A 22,005-nucleotide genomic window follows, 5' to 3' on the forward strand; every position below is an offset into this window, starting at 1 on the left:
CCGGCTCACGAGGCGAGGACCGCGGCGAGCTCGCCCGGCCGGGCGGCGAACGGGCTGTGGCTGCCGGGCAGGGTATGCACGGTGAACGGGTTACCGGGGAAGGCCCGGTCGGCTTCCGCGATCATCAGGTCCTGCGCGGCCGGTGTCAGCGCCCGGTCCTCAGAGCAGCGCAGGAAGGTGCGTGGAATTCGTCCCCACCGTGCCGCGGTCAGGGTGACCGGAGTCGTCGGGATCGCCAGGGGCAGATCAGGGCTCAGCGCGGACCGCCACCGGTCGAAGCGGTCCAGGGCGGTGTCGTGGTAGTGGGTTTCCCGCAGTTCGTCGAGGTAGGCGGGATCCAGTGAGAGCGGATTGATCCGTACGGCGCCCAGGGCCTCGGGGTCGCCGAGGTTCAGGTTCTGGCCCAGCGCGGTGGCGTTCTCGGGTGAGCCCAGATAGTCGAAGAAGCGCGGCCGCCCGCCTGGGACGAACGCGGACAGGTAGACGATCCGGTCCACCAGCTCGGGCGCCCGCTCCGCGGCCAATGACGCGGGACCGCCGCCCGCGCTGTGCGCGACGAGCACGACAGTGCGATGGTGACGCACCTGGTGCAGGACGCTCAGTACTGCCTCGGCGCAGTCGTCCATCGTCAGGGTGGCGAGCTGTGACTTCTCGGTCAGCAGGCCCGGCTGGCCGGGCAGCAGGTATCCGGTGGGCAGGGGTGCGTCGAAGCCGTGCCCCGGCATGTCGACGGCCACGCTTGCAGCGCCCAGTCCGGCCAGCGCGCGCTGCGTCGCCGCCCACTGTGCGGAGCTGTGCCAGGCGCCGTGCACGAAAACGAAGACGGTGTCGGTCAGAGGAACGTTCTTCATGGCTCCATTCCAGACAGGAACCACAGCGCCATCCATCCACAGATCTAATAAGTGGCGTGGCGATATCTTTGAGATATTGCACGCAGTCGATGGGATGGAGGGCGGGTCATGGAAGCGCGACACCTGCGGTACGCGGTTGCCCTCGCCGAGCACGAACACTTCGGCCGGGCGGCCGGCGAGCTGGGCATCGCACAGCCGCCGCTGTCCAAGCAGATCGCCGACCTGGAGCGCGAGGTCGGGGCCCGGCTGTTCGACCGCACACGCCAGGGGGTGTTCCCGACCGCCGCCGGCGAGGCGTTCCTCGCGCGGGCGCGCCGGGCGCTCGACGAGATCGCGGCGGCCAAGGTCGACGCGGGCCGGGCCGCGCGCGGCGAGACGGGACGTCTGCGCCTTGGCTTCATCGCCTCGGCACTGCTCGACCCGCTGCCGGGCGTCCTGAGCCGGTTCGGCCGTGAACGGCCTGACGTGAGACTGGAGCTGCACGAGATGGCAACCAGCCGCAGCAGCCCAGCTCTCGTCGCCGGGGAGCTGGACGTGGCCCTCACCCTCGGCCCCCCACGGGGCGCCGGAGCCGAGCATCTCGTGTCCGTCCCGATCGGACGCGACCACGTCATCGCTGTGGTGAGTACGGCGCACCCGTACGCGGGTCAACAGTCGGTAAGCGCCGACCAGCTGCGGCGACAGCCGCTGATCGTGTCGGCCGGCGAGGACGAGCCCGCCGTAGTCGCCGGACTGCGCGCCCTGCTGGGCACGGACTCATCGGCTCTCGGCGGCGCGACCGTCGCGAGGGACGTGCACACGATCATCGGCCTCGCCGCCTCAGGCGTGGGCGTCGGCCTGGGGCCATCCCGCATGAGGGCGGTCCCGCGTCCGGGAGTACGGTTCTGCGAAGTGACCCCGCGCACACCCCTGCCCGATCTCGTCCTGTCCTTCGCGGCCCGCGATCACTCCCCGGTGCTGCGCGCCTTCCTCGACACCATCCGGAAGAACTGCCCCGACGTCGGTGCCGCACTCAACGACCGGCTCAGACCCCACACTTGATTCGGGCCGGTCATCCCTTCACATGCACGTGTCCGGCCTTCCGGCTGAAGAGGCCAATCCCGTGAGTCACTGTTCCGGACGTTAACTTGAGGCCGGTCGGGGCACCTCGCGCGTGGGATCAGGGGGCTGAGCGCCTGTGCGTGTCGCGTACGGCTGTTGCGTCATCGTCGCCGTCGGGCCGGTCGGCGTCCGGGAATGCGGACGGTTCGACGGACACGGTCATCGATCGGAGCAGCGCGAGTTTCTCGGCGCTGTCGCTGCCGGGGTGAGGGTGCCAGATGACCAGCAGTTGAGAGACGGGTCCGCTGATCACCAGCTTCTCGCGCATCAGCGTCAGTTCTCCGAGCTGGGGATGCATCAGGCGCGAGGGCCGGGTGCCGACGCGGGACTGGACGTCGTGGCGCCCCCACAGCTCACGGAACCGTTGACTTCTCAGCGACAACTCGCCGACCAGTTCGATGGTCCGGGCGTCGTCCGCGGCGTCGGCGACGCTCGTGCGGAACGCCGCGACCATGTCCGCGGTCATGGCGTCCCAATCCGGGAACAGCGTTCGTTCCTCAGGGTCCAGGAACGTCGAGAGCAGGCGGTTGTGGCCGATCTGAAAGTTCGGCGACAGCATCATGGCGAGCCGGTTGGCGGCGAGCACGTCGAAGTGACAGTCCTCCACAAACGCCGGCAGATTCAATGACTCGACCAAGAGGCGGATCGTCGCCGGCACCGTCGGCCGCCGGGGACGGCGGCGGGCCGAGGGCGGGCGGGGGGCCGCCAGGCGCATGAGGTGTTCGACGCCGGCGTGGTCGAGGTCGAGCGCGCGAGCCAGGGATTCCAGCACGGCCACCGAGGGGTTGCGGTTGCGTCCCTGCTCGAGCCGCAGGTAGTAGTCGGCACTGATTCCGGCCAACAGCGCGACCTCTTCGCGGCGAAGCCCCGGCACGCGTCGATTCTCGTCAGAGGGCAACCCCACGTCGGCGGGGCGAATCCGCCCCCTTCGCGCCCTGAGGAACTCGCCGAGCAGATTGCTGTCGCTCATCGCATCACCATAACCCGATGAGGCGATGTCCTGGCTGGTCCTAACGGTCCCAGGAATGACAGGAACTTCCCCGCATGTCACCTCGCAAATAGCGTTTCCCGTGGATCGATCACATCGATCCTTTCCTGTGAGCGAGGAGAAATGCAATGACGGATGGCGAGGCGCGGGCTGGTCGAGACGGCGCCGTCCGGCGGGTGGCGATCGTGACGGGTGGCAGCCGGGGCATCGGCCGATCGGCGGTGCTGGACCTGGCCGCGCACGGAGTCGATGTCGTTTTCACCTACAACTCCGAGGCCGGCGCTGCGGACGAGGTGGTCGCCGAGGCGCGCGAGCGTGGACAGCGGGTCAGTGCCCTGCGGTTGGACGTGAGCAAGGTCGACACGTTCGACTCCTTCGTCGACGAGTTGCGCGCCGAACTCACCGCGCTGGGCACGGACCGATTCGACTACCTGGTCAACAACGCCGGGATTTGGCACACCGCCTCGTTCGCGGACACGACACCGGAGGATCTCGACCGGCTCTACGCCGTCAATGTGCGGGGAGTCTTCTTCGTCACGCAGAAGCTCATCCCGCTGCTCCGGGACCAGGGACGGATTGTGAACCTGTCCTCGGGGCTCGTGCGCTTCGTGTTCCCGGGCAAGGCCGCGTACGCGATGAGCAAAGGCGCGATCGAGCCGCTGACCAGGTATCTCGCCGCCGAACTCGCCCCGCGCGGGATCAGGGTCAACACCCTGGCTCCCGGCGCGACGGCGACCGACTTCAGCGGCGGCGTCATCCGGGACGACCCGAACTACCGCAAGCGCGTCGGGGACATCACCGCGCTCGGCCGCCCCGCCGAGCCGCAGGAGATCGGCTCGGTGGTCGCCGCACTGCTGTCCGACGACATGCACTGGATCAACGGCGAGCGAATCGAAGCGTCCGGCGGCATGCGGCTCTAGCGCCTACCCAGACCCGCATCATCCAGCGAGGATCGACATCGAGAGGAAACACCGGACATGACCGTGACGCTCGTCACCGGAGCGAACAAAGGACTCGGGCGTGAGACCGACCGCCGGCTGATCAAGGAGGGGCACACGGTCTACATCGGGGCGCGCAGTGTCGAGCGAGGGCAGGCGGCCGCGGCGGAGCTCGGCGCGCGGTTCGTGCAGCTCGACGTCACCGACGACGCGTCGGTGCGGGCCGCCGTGCGCGTGATCGAGGAGCGCGAGGGCCGTCTGGACGTCCTCGTCAACAACGCCGGCATCTGGGACGGCATCGTCGGCGCCGACGGCATCACGAGCGAGTCCGCCAGCGCCATCTTCGACACCAACGTCGTCGGCGTCGTCCGCGTCACCCAGGCCGCGCTGCCGCTGCTGCGCAAGTCCGACAACCCGGTCGTGGTGAACGTGTCCAGCTCCCTCGGCTCGTTCTGGGCGGTCACCGACCCCGAGCGCACTCAGTCGCACAACGCCTTCGTCGTGTACGGGGCGAGCAAGGCGGCCGTCTCGATGCTCACGGTCCAGTACGCCAAGGCGCTGCCCGAGATCAAGATCAACGCGGTCGCGCCCGGCTTCACCGCCACCGATTTCACCGCCGCCGTCGGGGGCGGGCGCCCGGTCGAGGAGAGTGCCGAGGTCATCGTGCGCATGGCGACCATCGGCAAGGCCGGCCCCACCGGCACCTTTCACGAGGATGACCACGAACTTCCCTGGTAGGGCCCGCATCACCGCTGCGCGCAGGGAAAACCGCCCTTGCGCGCAGCGCCGCCGACTCGCTGAGGCGCTGCATGATCTGCGAGAGCGCGGACCGGGGGATGAGTCCGTGTGACAACTCTCGTCATCGGTCGGCCGGGTCCGGGCCGTCGAGCCAGACCAGCGTGACGGTTCCCGTGCGGGAGAGCATGCGCCGGGCCACTTCCGCGCTCTCGAACCGCCCGAACCAGCCTCCGTCGTCGCGGTGGACGAGGGCGTCGCCGTCGCGGAACTGCAGGCCCCAGCACAGGACGCCCCCGTCATCCGCCTCGACGTCGATCCAGCAGATCGCGAAGCGCCGGGGCGCCTCTTCGGCGACCAGCTCCGCGATCTCCTGCTGAAGGTCGGTGAATGTGGAAATCTTCGTCATGGCGCACAGTCTGTCGTTGCATACTTACGCTCGGTAGGCAGTCGGGTTCGGGGTGAAGCGACCGTGAGAACGGCACCTCCGGCCTCGGATCCCGTCGCGCGAGGTGAGGAGCCCTGTGATGACATCGAAGACCTCCGGCAAGCCGGCCACGGCCACCGTCTCCGGCCTCACCGCGCTCGCCTACTGGGGCGACGAGCTGCGGTTCCACCGGGAACAGGCGGGCCTCACCCAGGAAGGACTCGGCCGCGCGATCCACATGTCCCCGTCCATGATCGCCATGGTGGAGACGGGCCGACGCGCGCCCCGCATCGAGTTCATCAAGTCCTGTGACCAGGTCCTGGGCACCAACGGCGCCCTCGCCCGCCTCTGGAAACGGATCATCAAGCACTCCTACCTGGAGTGGTTCCGCCCCTTCGTCGACGTGGAATCCGAGGCAACCGGGATCCTGGAGTACGAGCCCCAAGCCGTGCCGGGTCTGCTCCAGACCGAGGATTACGCACGTGCTCAGCTGAAGACGGGACACATCCGTAAATCCGACGAAGAGATCGAGAAGCACGTCGCCGCCCGCATGAGCCGTCAGGAGATCCTGACGCGCAGCGATCCACCGTTCGTATGGGTCATTCTTGACGAGGCCGTGCTCCGCCGCCCGGTTGGCGGTGTGGAGGTGATGCGGGACCAACTCGCCCGGCTGGTGCGCGCCTCGCAATCCCCCCACATAGTCCTCCAGGTGCTCCCGTTCGCGGCCGGCGCGCACGGAGGGATGAGCGGCCCCATGGTCTTGTTCACACTCCCTGACGAGACGAAGCTCGTCTACGCTGAAGCCTTCGGCGGCGGGCAGATCATCGGGCTTCCGGAGGAGGTCGCGAAGTGTCACGTCATTCTCGACCTGCTGCGTGCCTGCGCGCTGCCACCCGATGATTCCGCCCGGCTGATCGCAGACCTGATCGGAGAGTGATGAGCGGCGAGGTTCAGTGGCGTAAGAGCAGTCGCAGCAGTAGCCAAGGCGGTAACTGTGTCGAGGTCGCCGCGCTTTGGCGTAAGAGCAGCCGCAGCAGCGGCCAGGGCGGTGCCTGCGTCGAGGTCGCTCGGTTGAGTGTCGAGCGGCCGACCGCAAAGAACGAAGCGACCGAGGTGTAGAGGGCGGCGCCTCGATCGTCGCTAGTGCCACTTTGCCGCCGCTGGTGTCTCTTTGTCGTCAATAAGAACGGTCGTCTGCGGCATTCGCCCGCTTCGGTGGGGCACTAGCGGCGGCTATGTCATGCCCTCGTCCACGGCGCTGTCGGTGTGTTCCCGTACCGGAGCGGTCCCCTCCACAGTTGGAGAGAAGCGCTCCGGAGTGTTGTGGGTTGCTCCGAATAATCCATGTGCCCGCTTTACCTGCCTGCGGGGGTACCGGTCGTCTAAGACACCCGCATGTATGGCCGGTCGGGCGCGATGACGAGGCGCTTATTGCCGCCGCCGGTGCTGTCGCCAGGCACGGGCTGGGGACGTGGCAGGTCGTAGGAATTGTAAAAGCCGTACATGACCTGGTTGTTTGGCTGGTGATAATCCTGGAAGAGGTCGTAGAGGAAGAAGCTCTGCTCGCTGCCCGAATTAGTGACACCGATCTTGTAGATCTGGATGGCCTTGTTCATCTCATCCTGGTTGCCGACCCAGGGAACCCGCATGCTGCCGGTTATTGTGCTGTGGGCGGCGATGGGGGTTGTTGAGAACCAGGAGTTGGCTTCTTTGCTCCAGACCGTTACCGGACGGTCTGTCACGTTCTCGACTTCCGTGATGGTGGTGACGAGCGCCATGGCCGCGGATTTGGTGCCGTGGGGGGATCTGGGCGCGGTGGCGCCGGCGGGTGGGCAGGCGGCGAACGTGCCGCCAACCGTAAGGGCTCCTGCTATGGCGGCGGTGAGGGTACGGCCGGAGATTCGCATGGCGATCCTTCCTTTGAGGACACGCGACCTCCACGGAGAGTATGCGTGTGACTACATTCAGTCAAGGTGTGCCCAACATTTACGAAAGCAATGTCCTGTCCGTATTCACCGTGCTGTTGGTGCGTCTGGCGGCGACGAGTAGGTCGGTGGCGAGCGGGCGCCGGGGCGGGTCGGTCAGGGCGAGGGCGGTCGGCAGGTGGATCGGCGGGGTCGGGGCGACGAAGGCGACCGCCGCCGAGTCCGCGCGGATCGAGCCGGCCGGAAGCAGCGCCCAGCAGTGCCCGGCGGCGATCGGCCCGGCGAGCAGGTCCTGGACGCTGGTGAGGATTGGGCCCGGACGCGGTGTGAAGCCCGCCGCGGCGCAGGCCGCGGTGATCAGGTCGAAGGCTCCGGGGTTCGCCTCGCGTGGAGAGCGGGCGAGGGGCAGGTCGGCGAGGGTGACGAGATCGGCGGCAGTGGCCGCACGCGGGGCGGGGACGGCGACGAGGAGCGGTTCGTCCCAGAGGTGATGGACGGCGATGCCGGGGCGGTGCGGCGGCGCGGGAACGAACGCGGCGTCGAGGTCGCCGGTGAGGATCGCGGCGAGCTTGTCCGGCACCGACGAGGTGGTGGTCAGGTCGACCGTGACGTCCGGATGCCGCCCGCGGAACTCGGTGAGGATGTCCTCCAGGCGCCTGCCGAGCCCGGGGCTGCTGCCGACGTGTAGGAGGCCCGCGGTGCCGGCGGCGAGGTCGGCGGCGGCCTTCGCCGCGCGGTCGATGGCGCGGAGTGCGCGGCGGGCGTGGGGCAGGAACGCCTCGCCGTCGGCGGTGAGCCTGATCTGACGACGGGACCGGTCGAACAGCGTCAGCCCGAGCTCGCGTTCGAGCCCGGCGATCTGCTTGCTCACGGCGGGCTGGACGATGTGCAGCCGCTCTGCCGCCCGGCCGAAGTGGCCGATCTCGGCGACGGTGACGAAGTAGCGAAGCTGCCGAACCTCCACCAGGACCCTCCGACCGATTCCTTTCGGTGATTGTTCCACGGTGAGATCGCTCATTGATGGGTGATCGGTCGGACCGCTGCACTGGGAGCGTCACTCGGAGGCGATCCCGAAGCGGAGGACGACTCTTGCCTCGTACGGAGTTCACGCCGGGCACGGAGCCCGGAAAGCAGGTCGCGCCGGGAGCGGACCCGGGGCGGTGGCGGGCGTTCGTCGTGTGCCTGATGGCCGGGTTCATGACGCTGCTCGACGTCAGCATCGTCAACGTCGCGCTGCCGTCCATGCAGGCCGGGTTGCGGATCTCGGCGCAGGATCTGTCGTGGGTCGTCGCGGGCTACACGTTGGCCTTCGGACTGGCCCTCGTACCCTCGGGCAGGCTCGGTGACGGCCTCGGACGCAGGCGCGTGTTCCTGATCGGGCTGGTCCTGTTCACCGGGGCGAGCCTGCTGTGCGGGCTGTCCGTCTCCGGCGCCTGGCTGGTGTGCGCCCGGCTGGCGCAGGGCGTCGCAGGGGGAGCGCTGACGCCGCAGGTGGTCGGGTTGATGCAGCAGCTGTTCACGGGACGTGAACGCGGCGTGGCCTCCGGCTTCTACGGCGCGATGGTCGCGGCGGCCACCGCGGTCGGCCCGCCGGTCGGCGGTCTGCTGATCCAGGCCGCCGGCTGGCGCTGGGTGTTCTTCGTGAACGTCCCGATCGGCGTGTGCGCGCTCGTCCTCGGGAGCCGGTTGCTTCCTCCCGACCGTGGGAACGAGCGGGCGGTCCGGCTCGACCTTCCGGGCGTGGCGCTGCTCGGCTCCGGGATCATCGCGGTCATGCTTCCGCTCATCCAGGCCGAACGGCGGCACGGATCGCCGCACTGGGCCCTGCTTCGCGCCGGAGTCGCGCTGCTGGCCTGCTTCGTCGCCTGGGAGCGGCGGGTACGGGGGAGAGGCGGCCGGCCGCTGGTCGACCTCGGCCTGCTGCGCCGGCGGCCGTACGCGACCGGCGCCCTCATCGGGGTGCTGTACTTCGCCGGCTACACCGGGGTCGTGTTCGTGCTGCCGCTGTACTTCCAGCGGGGCCTGGGCTACTCGGCCCTCGCGGCGGGAGCGGCGGGAACGCCCTTCTCGATCGGGTCGGCCATGGGCGCGGCGCTCAGCGGCCGCGCGGTGCACCGTCTCGGCCGTCTCCTGGTGATCGCCGGCGCCTTCACCGTCGTGCTCGCTCTGGTGGGCATCGCGATCCTGATCCGCCATGACCACGGAACCCGGATGTGGCTGGTGACGCTCGTCCCGCTCCTGGTCGCCGGCGCGGGCAGCGGGCTGGTGATCGGACCGAACCTGACGCTCGCCCTGCGGGACGTCCCGCCGGCCGAGGGCGGCACCGCCGCCGCGGTCCTGCAGACCGGGCAGCGGATCGGGTCGGCGTTCGGCCTGGCGGTCGCCGGGTCGCTGTTCCTCGGCACGCGCACCGCGTCGCGCGGCGACTTCTCCCTCTCCGCCGGGCGGGCCCTGTCCGGATCCGCCGCCCTGGTCGGCCTGGCGCTGCTCGTGGCCGTCGCGGACGGTTTGCGCAGGTCGGCGTCGCGGGAGGTTTAGCGCCCAATGTGCCTTATGTGGATGATTCGACTAGATTGATGCTGGGGGGCGGAAAGTGACCATCGGGGAGTGACATGACGGAGACGGCCGCGCCGCCCGGCCTGACCACCGGCACCTGGACCATCGATCCGGCGCATTCGGAGATCACCTTCAGCATCCGGCACCTCATGACGACGGTGCGCGGAAGCTTCACCGAGTTCGGCGGCACCATCGAGATCGCGGACGACCCCTTCCGGTCGACCGCGACCGCCGAGATCACCATCGCGTCCATCGACACGCGCAACGCCGAACGCGACGCCCACGTGCGCTCCTCGGAGATCATGGACGTGGAGCATCATCCGACCATGACCTTCACGGCGACCGGCGTGGCCCCGGCCCGTACCGGCCGTCGCGCCCGGCACCCGCGCTACGGCGTCGAGGGCGAGCTGACGATCCGCGGCATCACCAACCCCGTACGGCTGCTCACCGAGTTCCACGGCACCGGTGTCGATCCGTGGGGCGGGCTCCGCGCCGGGTTCACCGCCTCGACGCGCATCCTGCGCTCGGAGTTCGGCATCCAGTTCAACGTCCCCCTCCAGGGCGACCGGCTGGTCCTCGGCGACGAGATCGACATCGGCCTGGAGATCCAGGCCGTCCTGGCCGACGACTGAGAACCCCGGCGGCGGTCCAGGCCTCCGCTGTTGACTCGTCGCCGCTGGTGTTGCCGGTCGGGTGTCCGGATCGCCGGATCCGCCCGGTCAACGACGGCGGCGAGGTCTCAGGTCCGGCCCGGCGCCGGCGGGCACTGCCGGGTGGCGTCACGCGGTGAAGTGCCGGGTCAGCGCCGGGGCCAGGGCGCCCGCCTTGACCATGTGCGTCTGGCCCGGCAGGGTCCGGTAGGCCGCGCCGGGGATGCCGGCGGCGAGAGCCGCGTTGGCATTGCGCATCCAGGCCGGGCTCTTGCCGCCGTCGATCACGGCCGTCGGCACGGTCACCGACGCCCACCGGCCGGCGGGCAGCGGCCTGCCCTTCTGGAACTCGTTCACGAACGCGCCGTCGTACGGCAGCGTGTGAGCGACCTTCTTCAGCTTCGACCAGCCCGGCATGAAGCGCATCATGGCCACCATGACCGCCGGCATCCCGACGAAGCGCATGAAGTACCTGACCGCGTCCCCGGGCCTGCCGGCGGCGACGGCCCGCTCGAGCGCGGCCACGTAGTCGTCCGGGACGGGCGTCCTGCTGTCGTCCACGATGAACGGGGCCTCGTACAGGGCGAGCCGGCCGATCGGCAGGCCGCGGCGGGCGGCCTCCAGAGCCAGGGCGGCGCCGGAGGAGACGCCGCACACGTGCGCGGAGCCGCCCGCCTCCTCGATCAGCGCCGCCAGGTCCTCGATCTCGCGGGCGGGGTCGTAGGAGGGGGCGTCACCGCTCTCGCCACGACCGCGCCGGTCGTAGGTGTAGACGGTGAAGCGGCCGTTCAGCTCCGCGGCGAGTTTCCCCAGGGGACCGAACTCGCGGGAGCACAGGGCCCCGTCCACCAGGATCACGGCGGGCCCCTCACCGGTTCGGGTGAAGGCGATCCGCGTGCCGTCCGCCGAGACGACGGTGGAGGCCGTGGTGGAGATGGCGGTCGAGGCGGTCATGTGGTGCTCCTTCGGGGTCCGTCTTCGCGCTTGCACTGACGCGTCGAACGACCCGGCGCAGAATCGACACCCGTCCGCGACGAACTTCAGAATTCTTCCGGGGAGCCGCCGGCGGCTACACCGGCTGCCCGTTCACCTCCAGGGTGACGCCCGGCTTCTCGGTCCAGAAGGCGAGCAGGCCCGCGATCGGCTCGACCCTCGCAAACGGCTCCGGGTAGGACCACACGACGTCCTCCGCCGTGCCGTCGTCCGTCTGCACCGACCAGTAGGCGGCGTCGCCCTTGAACGGGCAGTGCGACGTCGTCTCCGACGGCCGGAGCAGGTCCGTCTTCACGTCCTCCCGCGGCAGGTAGTACCGCACGGGGCAGCCGGTCTCGGTGAGCACCACCGGCCGCGAGGAACTCGCGACCACCGTGTCCTTGATCCGCACCACGACCTGGTCCGAGCCGGGCGTGACCTCGATCTCATGTCCCTTGGCGTCCATGCCTCAATCCTGACATCTTCCGCGCGCGTTCAAGTGCCGCCCGGCGCGATCGCCGACCGTCAGTACAGAGACGGGATGATCTCGGTCACCGCTTCGTTGAACCGGCTCTGCAGGGGCTCGAGGCGCCGGCTGGACTCCTTGGCGGCGTCCAGATCCCTTGCCCACACGGCATCGCCGGCGGTCTCGCGGATCTCTCCGGCCAGGCGGCGCAACTCGTCGTCGAACACGCGGGCGCGCAACGCCTCCAGCCGGAGCAGAGACTCCGACCATCCGATGGCCGTAGGGGTCTCCCACTGGCGAGCGGGCCACGACCCCGAACGCCGGGACTCGGCGATGGCCCGGTCGAGCTCCTCGTACGCGGCCTTGAGGAGGTCCGAGACCGCCGCCTGCAGGGCCAGGATGCTCTCCCGCTGGAAGGCATTGCGGGCGGCGTCACGATCTCGCTCGTACTGCCGGTCACGGGCGGCCGTCTCATGGCGTGCCGCCAGTCTGTCCTTGTAGATCGTCAAGACGGACGTCGTGAGAGATCCCAACACGACTCCTGCGAACCCGAAAAGTGCTTCCGCGGCCATCGGTGTGCTCTCTCCCATCGTTCCGGGCGGCCCCTGCGCTCGTGACCCGGCCGCCGCCGACCGTTAGACCACAGAGGAAGGGGCGCCGTTCCGCGCGGTTCGGCGCTGTTCGCGGCGATCGGTACCGCCCGGTGAACCTTTACGTCCCAATGGTCTCCCCGTTAAGACGGATCTATCCGAGAGCTCGATGAATCGCCGCTGGGCAATGTCGGCCTGCATGCCGCATTCCCGTGCCCGCTCCTGACTCGCAGCATTTTTTACGGTCACCACGCCCTATCGCTACTTCCTGAGAGGCGATGCTCGCATGGGCCGGTTTATGGATCGTGGGGGCGGAGATGGGTTCAGCGTGAACGCCCGTTGTGGGCGAATTCATAGGGATCCGGAGGCTGTCATGAGCCGATACATGCCCTACAGCTCCACCGGTCCGGCGCCCCGTTTCGGCGGCGTCCGCGGCTGGCAGCAGGACATCCTTCGAGGCGAGTCCTAGCTGAGTGAGGCGAGGTACTGCGGTCGTGAGAAACCGCAGTACCTCCGCTCATGTCAGGCGGCCGGCACGGCGGAGGGGGCGTTCGTGACGCGGTTGTGCTACCCCGCCGCCCGGCGCGGCGACGTGGTGGAGAATCTGTTCGGATTCCCGGTCGCCGACCCCTATCGGTGGCTGGAAGACGCCCGTGATCCGGACGTACGGGACTGGGCGGCGGCCCAGGACCGGCTCTTTCAGGCGTGCCGGGCCGGATGGAGCGAGCGGGAGACGTGGGCGTCATCGGTCGATGAGACGTCGTCCTTCGGCGTGTCGGACTCCCCGATGGTGCGGGGTCAGGTCATGTTCCTCGCCGAGCAACGGCCGGAGGACGAGCAGAGGCGCCTGCTCGTGATCGACGCGGAGGGGAACCGTCGCGTGCTGCTCGACCCGGCCGCGATCGACCCGTCCGGGCGTACCGGGCCGTACGCCTGGTGGCCGTCGCGCGAGGGGGAACGCGTGGCCGTCCAGCTCGAGGTCGCCGAACGACCCGGCAGCGACATCACGGTGCTCGACGCCCGCACCGGCGACACGGTCGACGGACCGCTGCCCCGGACCCGCAACACCTCGCTCGCCTGGCTGCCGGGCGGCGACGCGTTCTACTACGTCAGCCGGGTCCCCGACGAGGACCTGGCGCCCGGTGACACGCGGCTGCAGCGGCGGGTGAGACTCCACCGGATCGGTACGCCGTGGCGGGCCGACCCCGTGGTGTTCGGCGGCGAGGACGCCCCGGACGACTATTACGGGCTGACCGTCAGCGCCGACGGCCGTCACCTGGCGGTCACCGCGATGTCGGGGCCCGCCTCGCCCAATGACGTGCACGTCGCCGAGCTCACCGATCCGGAGGCCCCGTCCTTCACCAGGATCGTCGACCGGCACACCGCGCGCGCCCGCGTGCTCCCGCGCTTCCTCGCGGACGGCGACCTGCTGCTGGTGACCGACCACGAGGCCCCGTGCGGCCGCGTCTGCCGCGCGCGCCGGCAGGACACCGACCCGGCCTCCTGGCGGACGCTGGTGGCCGAGGACCCCACGGCCCCGCTCGACGAGTGCCTGGTCCTGGACGACCCCGCGCTTCCGCGTCCCCTCCTGCTGCTGGCACGCGCCCGCGACGGCATCTCCGCCGTCACCGTGCACGACCTCGCGACCGGCCGGCCGCTCACCCGCCTGCCCCTGCCCGGCGCCGGCGTCGTGTCCTCCCTGCGCACGAACCTCCCGCACGGCCGCTACGCCTGGTTCGGGTACTGCGACCCGACCACACCCCCGACGATCTACCGCTACGACCCCGTGCGCGGGACGACGGAACGGGAGACCGGCGCCACGACCGCCGGACCCGCCCCGGGAATCCGCAGCCACAGCGTTCGCTATCCCGCCCGTGACGGCACCGAGGTCACGCTGTTCCTGTTCACGCCGGACGGACCGGAGGATGGTCCCCGGCCCACCCTGCTGTACGGCTACGGCAGCTTCGGGATGCCGATGCGCCCCTGGTTCTTCCCCCTGGCGGCCGCCTGGGTCGGCGCCGGTGGCGCGTACGCGGTCGCCTGCGTACGCGGCGGCGGCGAAGCGGGACAGCACTGGCACGAGGCCGGCCGCGGACCGTACAAACAGCGCGCGATCAGCGACTTCAACGACGCCGCAGCCTGGCTCATCGACACCGGCCGCACCAGTCCCGGCCGGCTGGTGAGCTACGGCCAGTCCGGCGGCGGGCTGCTGGTCACCGCCGCCGCCGTCCAGCGACCGGACCTGTACGCCGCGGTCATCGCCGCAGGGCCGCTGTGCGACATGGTGCGGTACGAGCGCTTCGGGCTCGGGCACACGTGGACCGAGGAGTTCGGCAGCGCCTCCCGGCCCGAGCAACTGCGCCGGCTGCTCGGCTACTCGCCGTATCACAACGTCACCCCCGGCACGCCCTACCCGGCGTTCCTCCTCGCGGGGGCGGTGACCGACCTGCAGACCGGAGAGGCGCACGTCACCAAGATGTGCGCGGCCCTCCAGCACGCCACCGGCGGCGACCGGCCGATCCTGATGCGCCGGGAACCCGACACCGCCCACGCCGCCTCACCCGCGAGCAAGGAACGCGCCCTCACCGCGGACCTGCTGGCGTTCGCTGGGGAGTACGCCGGACTGTCGCCGAAGAGACCGACCACCCGGCCGTACGAGAGCGACGAGGAAGCGGGCTGAGGGCTCCGGCGCGGCGGGTCACGGCTCGACCTTGAACGGGTCGTGTTCGGCCAGCAGCTTGTCCAGCCGGGCCTGGTCCACGCGACCAGTGAGGGTCGCGGTCTCCTGCCGGTCCCGTACACACTTGGCGAGCGTGAACGTCGAGGTCACCGCGTACAGGAACGTGAGCCCGAGGAACGCCCTGATCCACCCGCCGACCGGCAGGTAGGCGATGCCGATGACGCAGGCCGCCAGCGAGATCCCGAAGGAGATGGCCGCCTGAACCAGGAACGCGGTGGTGGTGCTCGATCTGACCGTTGTGTTCATACCTGGATCGTCGGCGCGCCCGAGCCCGATCGCATGAGCAGGAGTACTCAATCCGCGGCACTGCGGCGGATGCGGGCGGCCGAGAACCCGGCGGGCGGCGCCGCGACGATCGTGTCCGGTGCCGTACCGATCGGCGGCATGGTGTCGGACATCACGTCGCCGGGCCCCGTATCGGCCTCCTCCGTCCACTCATCGCGCTCCGCCGCCTCGTCCACGTCCTCCACGTCGGGTGCGACCTCCACTCCGCTGATCGGCGACGGCCACAGACCGGTGCCTCCGTCGTCTCCGGGAGGGCTCCCGGGCGACGCGCCGTCCGCGGGATCGATGAGGACCGGTGGCACGGTCAGGCCGCCGTCACCGGGCGCGAACGGCGGCCCGCCGCCACGGCCGGCGGATCCGGGCCGGCCGCCCGCGGGCCCGGCCGGTGGGCCCTGGCGGGCCGCCCCGGGGCCGGTCTGCCCAGGGCCGGACCGCCCGGGACCGGTCTTCGCGGGATCGGGTTTCGCCGGCCCGGGCCGCCCGGGGCGGCGGACCGCCGGGGGCGGCTCACCGGGAGTCCTGGCGAAGGCGATGCCGAGCGGGGCCGTGCGCAGCTGCTTCACCCCGGAGGCGCTGGAGACCGTCGCGATCACGGCGTCCGACGCCGTGCTGATCGCCGATACGGTGCCGGACATGGCGTTGCCCACCCAGGCCTCCGCGCCGTCGGGCGTGATCACCACGGGAGCCGGGATCCTGCCGACCGTGACCGTCCGCCGGATCCTCCGGGCCGCCGTGTCGATCACCGTCACCGCGTCGGCGTTCATCCGGCTGACGTAGGCCTTCGCGCCGTCCGGGGTGACGGCGACGCCCCACGGCTCGTCACCGACCGCGATCCGGCCGCGTACCCGGCCGCTCACCGCGTCGAGCACCGCGACCGTGCCCGCCCGGGGCTCCGTCACGTACACCGCCCGGCCGGCCGCGTCCACCGCGACGCCCTGCGGACCGGACACGTCGTGGACCCTGCGGATCACCCGGTCCCTGCGGGCGTCCAGCACCGCGATGCCGGAGTCGTACGTGACGTACGCGCGCGCCCCGTCCGCCGCGAACACCACCTGCCGCGGGGCCGTCCCGACCCGTACCGACCGCTCCACCGTGTCGGACCGGGTGTCGATGACCGCGACGACGTCCGACCCGCTCTTCCCCGTGTCCCCGCCGGTGACCGCGGCGTACGCCTTCGTCCCGTCCGGGGAGACCGCGACGCTCCGGGGGAACGGCCCGACGGGCAGCGGGCGCGCCGAACCGGTCGCCGGATCGATGTCCAGCACGTCGAACTGGCCCGTCTCGGCGACGTACAGCTTCGTGCCGTCCGGGGTCACCGCGACGCCCTGCGGGGCGTCGGCGGGAAGGTCGTCCGCCACGATCCGGTGCGTCGCGACGTCGATGGCGGCCACGGAGTACCCGCCGGCCAGCGCCACGTACGCGACGTAGGACCCGGCCGCCCGCCTGGCCTGCGGGTGCTCGCCCGGCGGGTCCCACTTCGGGTCGCCGGGGACGGTGTTGCGCGGGCTGGGCCGCGGCCGGGGCGCCTGCGCCGCCGAACCCGCGGGGACGGCGAGGACGATCAGTCCCGCGACGCCGCTCCCGGCCAGGAGCAGCCGCCGTCGTGAGATGCTCTTCGGCACTGTCGATCCCTTCCGGCCCGCGGCGGCTCAGCCCCGGGGCCGAGGCCGTGGTCCCTTCTCCTGGTGGGGCGGGGTCTGCGCCGCCCCGGGGAACTCCGGGGCCGGCAGCCGGTCGACGGCGTCGGCCGCACGCGCCAGCTCCGGTTTCGTCCGGGGCAACTGCGGCGGCCGGCCGCGTACCGCCATCCCCAGCGCCGACGTCAGGTCCCCGAACGTCCGCCGCCGCCAGGCGCTGAGGTTCGGCACGCGAACCCCCGTCACCCGCTCCAGCAGCCGCAGCGTGGAGGTGTGGTCGAACGCCTCGCGCGCCACCCAGCCGCCCTGCGTCCAGGGGGAGACGAGGATGCACGGCACGCGGAAGCCACCACCGATCGGCAGGCCCTCGACGAACTCGTCCGGCGTTCCCGCCGGAGGGACCGGAGGAGGGACGTGGTCGAACAGCCCGTCGTTCTCGTCGTAGTTGAGAATGAACAACGTCTTGGCCCACACGGCGGGGTTGGACGCGATCGCGTCGATCTTGCTGGCCACGTAGTCGGCGCCGGCGGCCGGGGTGTAGTCCGGATGTTCGGACTGATAACTCGTCGGGATGATCCACGAGACCGTCGGCAACCGGTCGTGGGCCGCGTCGAATTCGAACTGGCCCGCGGCGTACGTGCGGAGCCCGTTGCGGTACAACGGCGAGTCGGCCGAAGCGATCTGGAACGCGTCGAACCGTTCGAGCACATTGCATGCGTAATTGTCGACCTCCTGGTAGACCCGCCACTCGATCCCGGCCTCGGTGAGCGCCTCCGGATAGGTCTTCCAGCGGTACGGAACGGGACCCCGGTTTCCGGTGACGGGTCCGCCCTGGTCGCCGCCCGGGTCGATGGTGCCGCTCATCAGGTAGAGCCGGTTCGGCCACGTGGGCCCCAGCACCGAGCAGAAATAGTTGTCGCAGATCGTGAACGACTCCGCCAGGGCGAATTGGAACGGAATGTCCGCCCGGGTGTAATGGCCCATGACGTACGGCGCGTTCTCCCCGTCGGAGGCGCGGTGCGCCGGCACCCAGTTGTCCATCCCGCCGTCGTTCCACACCTGGTGCTGGACCTTCCACGCGTGGTTGGTCGACGGGATCGACTGCGCGTTCGTCGTCCGCGTGTCCAGGTGGAACGGCAGGAGGTAGCCCGCTGGATTCTGCGGATCCGGCTGGTGGAAGACCGACCGGCCGGTGCTCAGCGTGATCGCCGCCGGATCGGAGAAACCGCGCACCCCGGGAAGGGTCCCGAAATAATGATCGAATGAGCGATTTTCCTGCATCAGGACGACGACGTGCTTGATGTCGCCGAGCCGGGCCCTTCCCGGCGACGGAGCGGAGGCCATCGCCCGCCGCAGATTCGGAGGCAGGAACTCCGCGGCGGACGCCGCAGCGGCCATCGCCCCCGCCGCACTGAACAGGCGACGGCGGGTGAGTTCCGGCATATGACACGCTCCCGTCGGACCGAGGACCACGAAACACCAGATAGAAAATGGCCCATTCAAAGGCCGCGCGCAACGCGAACGTATGAACGATGTTCGATGATCGGGCGACGGAAACGTTGATTCGGGCAATCGGCGGAATTCGCTTTATTGCGATATCTAACGGCAGATGTCGGTGACCCGGCGGCCGGAGACCGGCCATGCCCGACGGTCGGCGGAACACCGGCGGACGCGGCGACGACCGGCCGCCCCCCGCCTCGACGGCACCGCTCTGTTCCGAACGTCACACCCCAGGGCGAATATCAGCCCCGATGCCGGGCAGGGCTCATGAAGCACCGCCGAAAGCACCATTCGGGAAGGTAAACCCATGAGCACCAACCTCCACGGCAAGACGATCGCCTTCCTCGTCGCCCCCGACGGGATCGAGCAGGTCGAACTGACCGAGCCCTGGAAGGCGATCGAACAGGCCGGCGGCACGCCGCGCCTCGTCTCCACCGCCGGCGGCGAGGTTCAGGCCCGCGACCACCTCGAGAAGGCCGACACGTTCCCCGTGGACACCACCGTCGACGAGGTCTCGGCCGACGACTTCGACGCGCTCGTCCTGCCCGGCGGCGTCGCCAACCCCGACTTCCTGCGCACCGAGCCCAAGGCCGTCGCCTTCGCCAAGGGATTCTTCGACAGCGCCAAGCCGGTCGCGGCGATCTGCCACGCCCCCTGGACCCTCGTCGAGGCCGGCGTCGTACGCGGCCGCACCCTGACGTCCTGGCCCAGCCTGCAGACCGACATCCGCAACGCCGGCGGCACCTGGGTCGACCAGGAGGTCGCGCGCTGCACCGCGGGCCCCAACACCCTCATCACCAGCCGCAAGCCCGACGACCTCAAGGCCTTCTGCCAGGAGATCGTCGGGACGTTCGCGGCCTGAACCACCGGCGCGCGGCCGGCCGGACGCACGGCGTCCCGGCCGCCCGCGCCGCCCTCCGTACGGCCGGGACCTGCGGCATGAGACGCGGCCCGGACTCCGCGCGGGCGGGCCGTACGGTCCGTGCGCCCTTCCGCTCCCGCCGCACTCCGCATGAGCCGGACTCGCGGATCCGGCTGCCGTTTCCCGCATCCGGGCATACCCTCACATCTAGGCCAAGGGACCCTTGTCGGCCCCTTCGGTCTAGACCAATACGTGAACACTGGGCGACGCCGACCTGCATGAATACGCGTACCGCCCAGTAACTACCTAGGGTTGTAGCGTGAGTCGCCGAGCAAAGATCGTCAGCACGATAGGTCCCGCCTGTTCCAGCCAGGAGAACATCCACGCCCTCGTGGAGGCCGGGATCGACGTCGCCCGGCTCAACATGAGCCACGGCACGCAGCAGCAGCACGCGGAGGTCTATCGATATCTCCGCGACGCCTCCAACGCCACCGGCCGCGGCGTCGGCATCCTCGCCGACCTCCAGGGACCGAAGATCAGGCTCGGCCGGTTCGCCGAGGGCCCGGTCCGCCTGACCCTGGGCGACGAGTTCACCGTCACCACCGAGGACGTCCCCGGCGACCGCGCCATGGTCTCCACCACCTACGGCGGGCTCCCCGGCGACGTCAACGCCGGTGACACCGTCCTCATCGACGACGGCCGCGTCGTCCTCAGCGTCACCGCCGTCGACGGCCCCCGCGTCCGCACCCGCGTCCTCGTCGGTGGCATGGTCTCCGACCACAAGGGCCTCAACCTCCCCGGCGTCGCCGTCAGCGTCCCCGCCCTCACCGAGAAGGACGAGGAGGACCTCCGCTTCGCCCTCCACCTCGGCGTCGACATGGTCGCCCTGTCCTTCGTGCGCAGCCCCGACGACGCCACCACCGCCCGCCGCATCATGGAGGAGGAAGGACGCACCGTCCCCCTCCTCGCCAAGATCGAGAAGCCGCAGGCCGTCGAGCGCCTCGAAGAGATCGTCGAAGCCTTCGACGGCATCATGGTCGCCCGCGGCGACCTCGGCGTCGAGCTCCCGCTCGAGCAGGTCCCCATCGTCCAGAAACGCGCCATCGAGCTCACCCGCGAGAAGGCCCGCCCGGTCATCGTCGCGACCCAGATGCTCGAGTCCATGATCAGCGCGCCGCGCCCCACCCGCGCCGAGACCTCCGACGTCGCCAACGCCGTCTTCGAAGGCGCCGACGCCGTCATGCTCTCCGGCGAGACCAGCGTCGGCGACTACCCCATCGAGTCCGTCCAGACCATGGGCCGCATCGTCTGCGCCGCCGAGGAGCACACCCTCCGCGCCACCCACTCCCTCGACCGCGTCCCCGAGACGGTCGGCGGCGCCATCGCCCGCGCCGCCGCAGAGATCGGCGCGACCGTGGGCGCCAAGGCCCTCGTCGCCTTCACCATGACCGGTGAGACCGCGCGCCGCATGTCGCGCTACCGCTCGCCGATCCCCCTCCTGGCCTTCACCGCCCGCCCCGAGACCCGCAGCCAGCTGGCCCTCGTCTGGGGCGTCGAGACCTTCATCGTCCCCGAGGTCTTCCACACCGACGAGATGGTCCGCCAGGTCGAGGCCGCGCTCCTCGACATCGGCCGCCTCCAGAAGGGCGACCGCGTCGTCATCGTCGCCGGCTCGCCCCCCGGCACCCCCGGCTCCACCAACGCGCTGCGCGTCCACCGCATCGGCGACGCCATCGCCACCCACCCGTCGTCCTGACCCCAGGACGCTCCGGACCCAGTGCGGGGCCACCGCCCACCACCCCGGGCGGCTGACCCCGCACTCGGAGCCGCACAGGCTCGCACGGCGGCGGATCAGTACTTCGGCCCCACGTACTCATCTAGCCGCCCCACCGCCTCCCTCCGCGCCACCGAGATGTTGTTGCGGTTGGACCGCTTCCAGGCGATGTCGAGCCTGTCCAGCGCGTCCGTGAATAGCCTGGTGATATCAGCGGATTCGTTGGTGAAGAAATAGCGCGGGTATTCGTACCAGCGATCGCCGTTCGCGGTCGCATGCCGTACACGGTTGGTCGAGCGACTCCCGTCCGAGTGGATCAGGCCGCGGATGAACGGCTCCGTATGCCGCTTCACGAGCTCCTGCTGCCAGGGCTCCAGCGCGATCGTCCGGTTGTGCTTCTTGCCCGGGCCGTGCTGAGGGAAGAGGCACGGCCAGTGCTTCGAATGGCTGTTTATCTCCGTGCAGCCGTTCAGCTTGAGGAAGCGGATCTTGTTGTGGGGCCGGACCGCGCGGATGGCATCCGCGCACTCGGTCTGAAGGCCCGGGTAGGCGTCCGCGCAGAAGACGCGGAACGCCCAGATCCGTTTCGCGGGATCGCTGACCGGGCTGATGCAGCCATCTCCGAGATAGAGCCCGAAGAGATAGGCGTATCGGTCCGCAGGCTGCGGAACCGTCGTAGGCGTGGCGCAGCGGGGGCACGATGCCGCGCGAGACGACGCTACGGATCTGCCCTGGTCGGCCCGCAGCTGCCAGTCCCGGATGGCCCACCGGGAGATGCGCGTGCGCCTGCTGACCTCGCTGACGGTGCAGCCCTGGGCGAGAAGGTCTAAGGCGCGATTACGCGTAGCGATGTCATACATGCGCGCAGTGTCGCATCGCGTTACGACTGTGAGGATGTTCGGGTGCCGCCTCGGGTGGTGGTCTGACCCGCGTTACGACTGGCCATGGTGCCTTGAGTTTGATCTGTCGGCCGCCACACCGGGGCGGTGCTTGCTGCCGCTGGACCGG

General features: G+C 70.2%; 22 protein-coding genes. 10 read left to right on the forward strand and 12 right to left on the reverse strand.

The features are described 5' to 3' along the window. Positions 1-5: 5 nt before the first annotated feature. Positions 6-851 carry an alpha/beta fold hydrolase gene (locus tag NE234_RS40405; RefSeq protein WP_252786444.1) on the reverse strand — a complete coding sequence of 282 codons (846 nt, stop codon included), beginning with the start codon at positions 849-851 and terminating at the stop codon, positions 6-8. A 108-nt stretch (positions 852-959) separates the two neighbouring features. On the opposite strand from NE234_RS40405, the gene NE234_RS40410 reads away from it, so the two are divergent. Then, the gene (locus tag NE234_RS40410) at positions 960-1,892 is read left to right on the forward strand and encodes a LysR family transcriptional regulator (protein ID WP_252786445.1); all 933 of its coding nucleotides are present in this window, start codon (positions 960-962) and stop codon (positions 1,890-1,892) included. 118 nt (positions 1,893-2,010) lie between these two features. Here the strand turns inward: NE234_RS40410 and NE234_RS40415 are convergent, their stop codons facing one another. Next, positions 2,011-2,922, reverse strand: coding sequence for a helix-turn-helix transcriptional regulator (locus tag NE234_RS40415; RefSeq protein WP_252786446.1), 912 nt, complete (start codon positions 2,920-2,922; stop codon positions 2,011-2,013). Positions 2,923-3,068: 146 nt separating this feature from the next. Between NE234_RS40415 and NE234_RS40420 the strand changes: the two genes are divergently transcribed. Beyond that, positions 3,069-3,860 (forward strand): SDR family NAD(P)-dependent oxidoreductase, encoded by a 792-nt coding sequence (locus tag NE234_RS40420; RefSeq protein ID WP_252786447.1) that lies wholly within the window; start codon positions 3,069-3,071, stop codon positions 3,858-3,860. Between the two features lie 57 nt (positions 3,861-3,917). After that, complete coding sequence (locus NE234_RS40425; RefSeq protein ID WP_252786448.1) at positions 3,918-4,616, forward strand: SDR family NAD(P)-dependent oxidoreductase; 699 nt, start codon at positions 3,918-3,920, stop codon at positions 4,614-4,616. 121 nt (positions 4,617-4,737) lie between these two features. Here the strand turns inward: NE234_RS40425 and NE234_RS40430 are convergent, their stop codons facing one another. Further along, on the reverse strand, positions 4,738-5,022 hold the full coding sequence (locus NE234_RS40430) for a hypothetical protein (RefSeq protein ID WP_252786449.1): 285 nt from the start codon (positions 5,020-5,022) through the stop codon (positions 4,738-4,740). Between the two features lie 118 nt (positions 5,023-5,140). On the opposite strand from NE234_RS40430, the gene NE234_RS40435 reads away from it, so the two are divergent. Beyond that, positions 5,141-5,977 (forward strand): helix-turn-helix domain-containing protein, encoded by an 837-nt coding sequence (locus tag NE234_RS40435; RefSeq protein WP_252786450.1) that lies wholly within the window; start codon positions 5,141-5,143, stop codon positions 5,975-5,977. Beyond that, complete coding sequence (locus NE234_RS40440; RefSeq protein ID WP_252786451.1) at positions 5,977-6,159, forward strand: DUF397 domain-containing protein; 183 nt, start codon at positions 5,977-5,979, stop codon at positions 6,157-6,159. Before NE234_RS40435 ends, NE234_RS40440 begins: the two co-directional genes overlap by 1 nt. Before the next feature lie 263 nt (positions 6,160-6,422). Here NE234_RS40440 and NE234_RS40445 read toward each other — a convergent pair whose 3' ends face one another. Next, a complete protein-coding gene (locus NE234_RS40445) occupies positions 6,423-6,947 on the reverse strand; it encodes a hypothetical protein (RefSeq protein ID WP_252786452.1) in 525 nt (174 codons plus the stop codon). Positions 6,948-7,026: 79 nt separating this feature from the next. Next, on the reverse strand, positions 7,027-7,929 hold the full coding sequence (locus tag NE234_RS40450) for a LysR family transcriptional regulator (RefSeq protein ID WP_252786453.1): 903 nt from the start codon (positions 7,927-7,929) through the stop codon (positions 7,027-7,029). A gap of 125 nt (positions 7,930-8,054) precedes the next feature. Here NE234_RS40450 and NE234_RS40455 point away from each other — a divergent pair, with 125 nt between their 5' ends. Next, the gene (locus tag NE234_RS40455; RefSeq protein WP_252786454.1) at positions 8,055-9,503 is read left to right on the forward strand and encodes an MFS transporter; all 1,449 of its coding nucleotides are present in this window, start codon (positions 8,055-8,057) and stop codon (positions 9,501-9,503) included. Between the two features lie 74 nt (positions 9,504-9,577). Continuing rightward, on the forward strand, positions 9,578-10,153 hold the full coding sequence (locus tag NE234_RS40460; protein ID WP_252786455.1) for a YceI family protein: 576 nt from the start codon (positions 9,578-9,580) through the stop codon (positions 10,151-10,153). 147 nt (positions 10,154-10,300) lie between these two features. Here the strand turns inward: NE234_RS40460 and NE234_RS40465 are convergent, their stop codons facing one another. The 3 genes from NE234_RS40465 to NE234_RS40475 form a co-directional block, all read right to left on the reverse strand. Then, positions 10,301-11,125 (reverse strand): alpha/beta fold hydrolase, encoded by an 825-nt coding sequence (locus NE234_RS40465; RefSeq protein ID WP_252786456.1) that lies wholly within the window; start codon positions 11,123-11,125, stop codon positions 10,301-10,303. A 115-nt stretch (positions 11,126-11,240) separates the two neighbouring features. Then, positions 11,241-11,609: a DUF427 domain-containing protein gene (locus tag NE234_RS40470; RefSeq protein WP_252786457.1), complete on the reverse strand. Its 369-nt coding sequence runs from the start codon at positions 11,607-11,609 to the stop codon at positions 11,241-11,243. 59 nt (positions 11,610-11,668) lie between these two features. Beyond that, on the reverse strand, positions 11,669-12,118 hold the full coding sequence (locus tag NE234_RS40475) for a hypothetical protein (RefSeq protein ID WP_252786458.1): 450 nt from the start codon (positions 12,116-12,118) through the stop codon (positions 11,669-11,671). A 634-nt stretch (positions 12,119-12,752) separates the two neighbouring features. On the opposite strand from NE234_RS40475, the gene NE234_RS40480 reads away from it, so the two are divergent. Continuing rightward, a complete protein-coding gene (locus NE234_RS40480; protein ID WP_252786459.1) occupies positions 12,753-14,879 on the forward strand; it encodes a prolyl oligopeptidase family serine peptidase in 2,127 nt (708 codons plus the stop codon). Between the two features lie 18 nt (positions 14,880-14,897). Here the strand turns inward: NE234_RS40480 and NE234_RS40485 are convergent, their stop codons facing one another. From NE234_RS40485 to NE234_RS40495, 3 genes are read right to left on the reverse strand one after another with little or no spacing between them, the layout of a single operon-like run. After that, on the reverse strand, positions 14,898-15,185 hold the full coding sequence (locus NE234_RS40485; RefSeq protein WP_252786460.1) for a YiaA/YiaB family inner membrane protein: 288 nt from the start codon (positions 15,183-15,185) through the stop codon (positions 14,898-14,900). Between the two features lie 47 nt (positions 15,186-15,232). Beyond that, positions 15,233-16,846: a hypothetical protein gene (locus NE234_RS45695; RefSeq protein ID WP_252786461.1), complete on the reverse strand. Its 1,614-nt coding sequence runs from the start codon at positions 16,844-16,846 to the stop codon at positions 15,233-15,235. Positions 16,847-16,873: 27 nt separating this feature from the next. After that, a complete protein-coding gene (locus NE234_RS40495) occupies positions 16,874-18,304 on the reverse strand; it encodes an alkaline phosphatase family protein (protein WP_252786462.1) in 1,431 nt (476 codons plus the stop codon). A 364-nt stretch (positions 18,305-18,668) separates the two neighbouring features. Here NE234_RS40495 and NE234_RS40500 point away from each other — a divergent pair, with 364 nt between their 5' ends. Continuing rightward, a complete protein-coding gene (locus tag NE234_RS40500) occupies positions 18,669-19,223 on the forward strand; it encodes a type 1 glutamine amidotransferase domain-containing protein (RefSeq protein ID WP_252786463.1) in 555 nt (184 codons plus the stop codon). Between the two features lie 319 nt (positions 19,224-19,542). Next, the gene (gene pyk / locus NE234_RS40505; protein ID WP_252786464.1) at positions 19,543-20,979 is read left to right on the forward strand and encodes a pyruvate kinase; all 1,437 of its coding nucleotides are present in this window, start codon (positions 19,543-19,545) and stop codon (positions 20,977-20,979) included. A 95-nt stretch (positions 20,980-21,074) separates the two neighbouring features. Here the strand turns inward: pyk and NE234_RS40510 are convergent, their stop codons facing one another. Further along, positions 21,075-21,857: a transcriptional regulator gene (locus NE234_RS40510; protein ID WP_252786465.1), complete on the reverse strand. Its 783-nt coding sequence runs from the start codon at positions 21,855-21,857 to the stop codon at positions 21,075-21,077. Positions 21,858-22,005: the final 148 nt, after the last annotated feature.

The sequence above is a fragment of the Actinoallomurus rhizosphaericola genome (genome assembly GCF_024055675.1).
Lineage (GTDB): Bacteria > Actinomycetota > Actinomycetes > Streptosporangiales > Streptosporangiaceae > Actinoallomurus > Actinoallomurus soli.

Coding starts and splice junctions, on each gene's coding strand:
- NE234_RS40495 (WP_252786462.1), bottom strand. CDS start 18,304: ATGCCGGAACTCACCCGCCGTCGCCTGTTCAGTGCGGCGGGGGCGATG.
- NE234_RS40500 (WP_252786463.1), top strand. CDS start 18,669: ATGAGCACCAACCTCCACGGCAAGACGATCGCCTTCCTCGTCGCCCCC.
- NE234_RS40465 (WP_252786456.1), bottom strand. CDS start 11,125: ATGACCGCCTCGACCGCCATCTCCACCACGGCCTCCACCGTCGTCTCG.
- NE234_RS40435 (WP_252786450.1), top strand. CDS start 5,141: ATGACATCGAAGACCTCCGGCAAGCCGGCCACGGCCACCGTCTCCGGC.
- NE234_RS40410 (WP_252786445.1), top strand. CDS start 960: ATGGAAGCGCGACACCTGCGGTACGCGGTTGCCCTCGCCGAGCACGAA.
- NE234_RS40470 (WP_252786457.1), bottom strand. CDS start 11,609: ATGGACGCCAAGGGACATGAGATCGAGGTCACGCCCGGCTCGGACCAG.
- NE234_RS40430 (WP_252786449.1), bottom strand. CDS start 5,022: ATGACGAAGATTTCCACATTCACCGACCTTCAGCAGGAGATCGCGGAG.
- NE234_RS40510 (WP_252786465.1), bottom strand. CDS start 21,857: ATGTATGACATCGCTACGCGTAATCGCGCCTTAGACCTTCTCGCCCAG.
- NE234_RS40415 (WP_252786446.1), bottom strand. CDS start 2,922: ATGAGCGACAGCAATCTGCTCGGCGAGTTCCTCAGGGCGCGAAGGGGG.
- NE234_RS40440 (WP_252786451.1), top strand. CDS start 5,977: ATGAGCGGCGAGGTTCAGTGGCGTAAGAGCAGTCGCAGCAGTAGCCAA.
- NE234_RS40420 (WP_252786447.1), top strand. CDS start 3,069: ATGACGGATGGCGAGGCGCGGGCTGGTCGAGACGGCGCCGTCCGGCGG.
- NE234_RS40460 (WP_252786455.1), top strand. CDS start 9,578: ATGACGGAGACGGCCGCGCCGCCCGGCCTGACCACCGGCACCTGGACC.
- NE234_RS40405 (WP_252786444.1), bottom strand. CDS start 851: ATGAAGAACGTTCCTCTGACCGACACCGTCTTCGTTTTCGTGCACGGC.
- NE234_RS40485 (WP_252786460.1), bottom strand. CDS start 15,185: ATGAACACAACGGTCAGATCGAGCACCACCACCGCGTTCCTGGTTCAG.
- NE234_RS40445 (WP_252786452.1), bottom strand. CDS start 6,947: ATGCGAATCTCCGGCCGTACCCTCACCGCCGCCATAGCAGGAGCCCTT.
- NE234_RS40425 (WP_252786448.1), top strand. CDS start 3,918: ATGACCGTGACGCTCGTCACCGGAGCGAACAAAGGACTCGGGCGTGAG.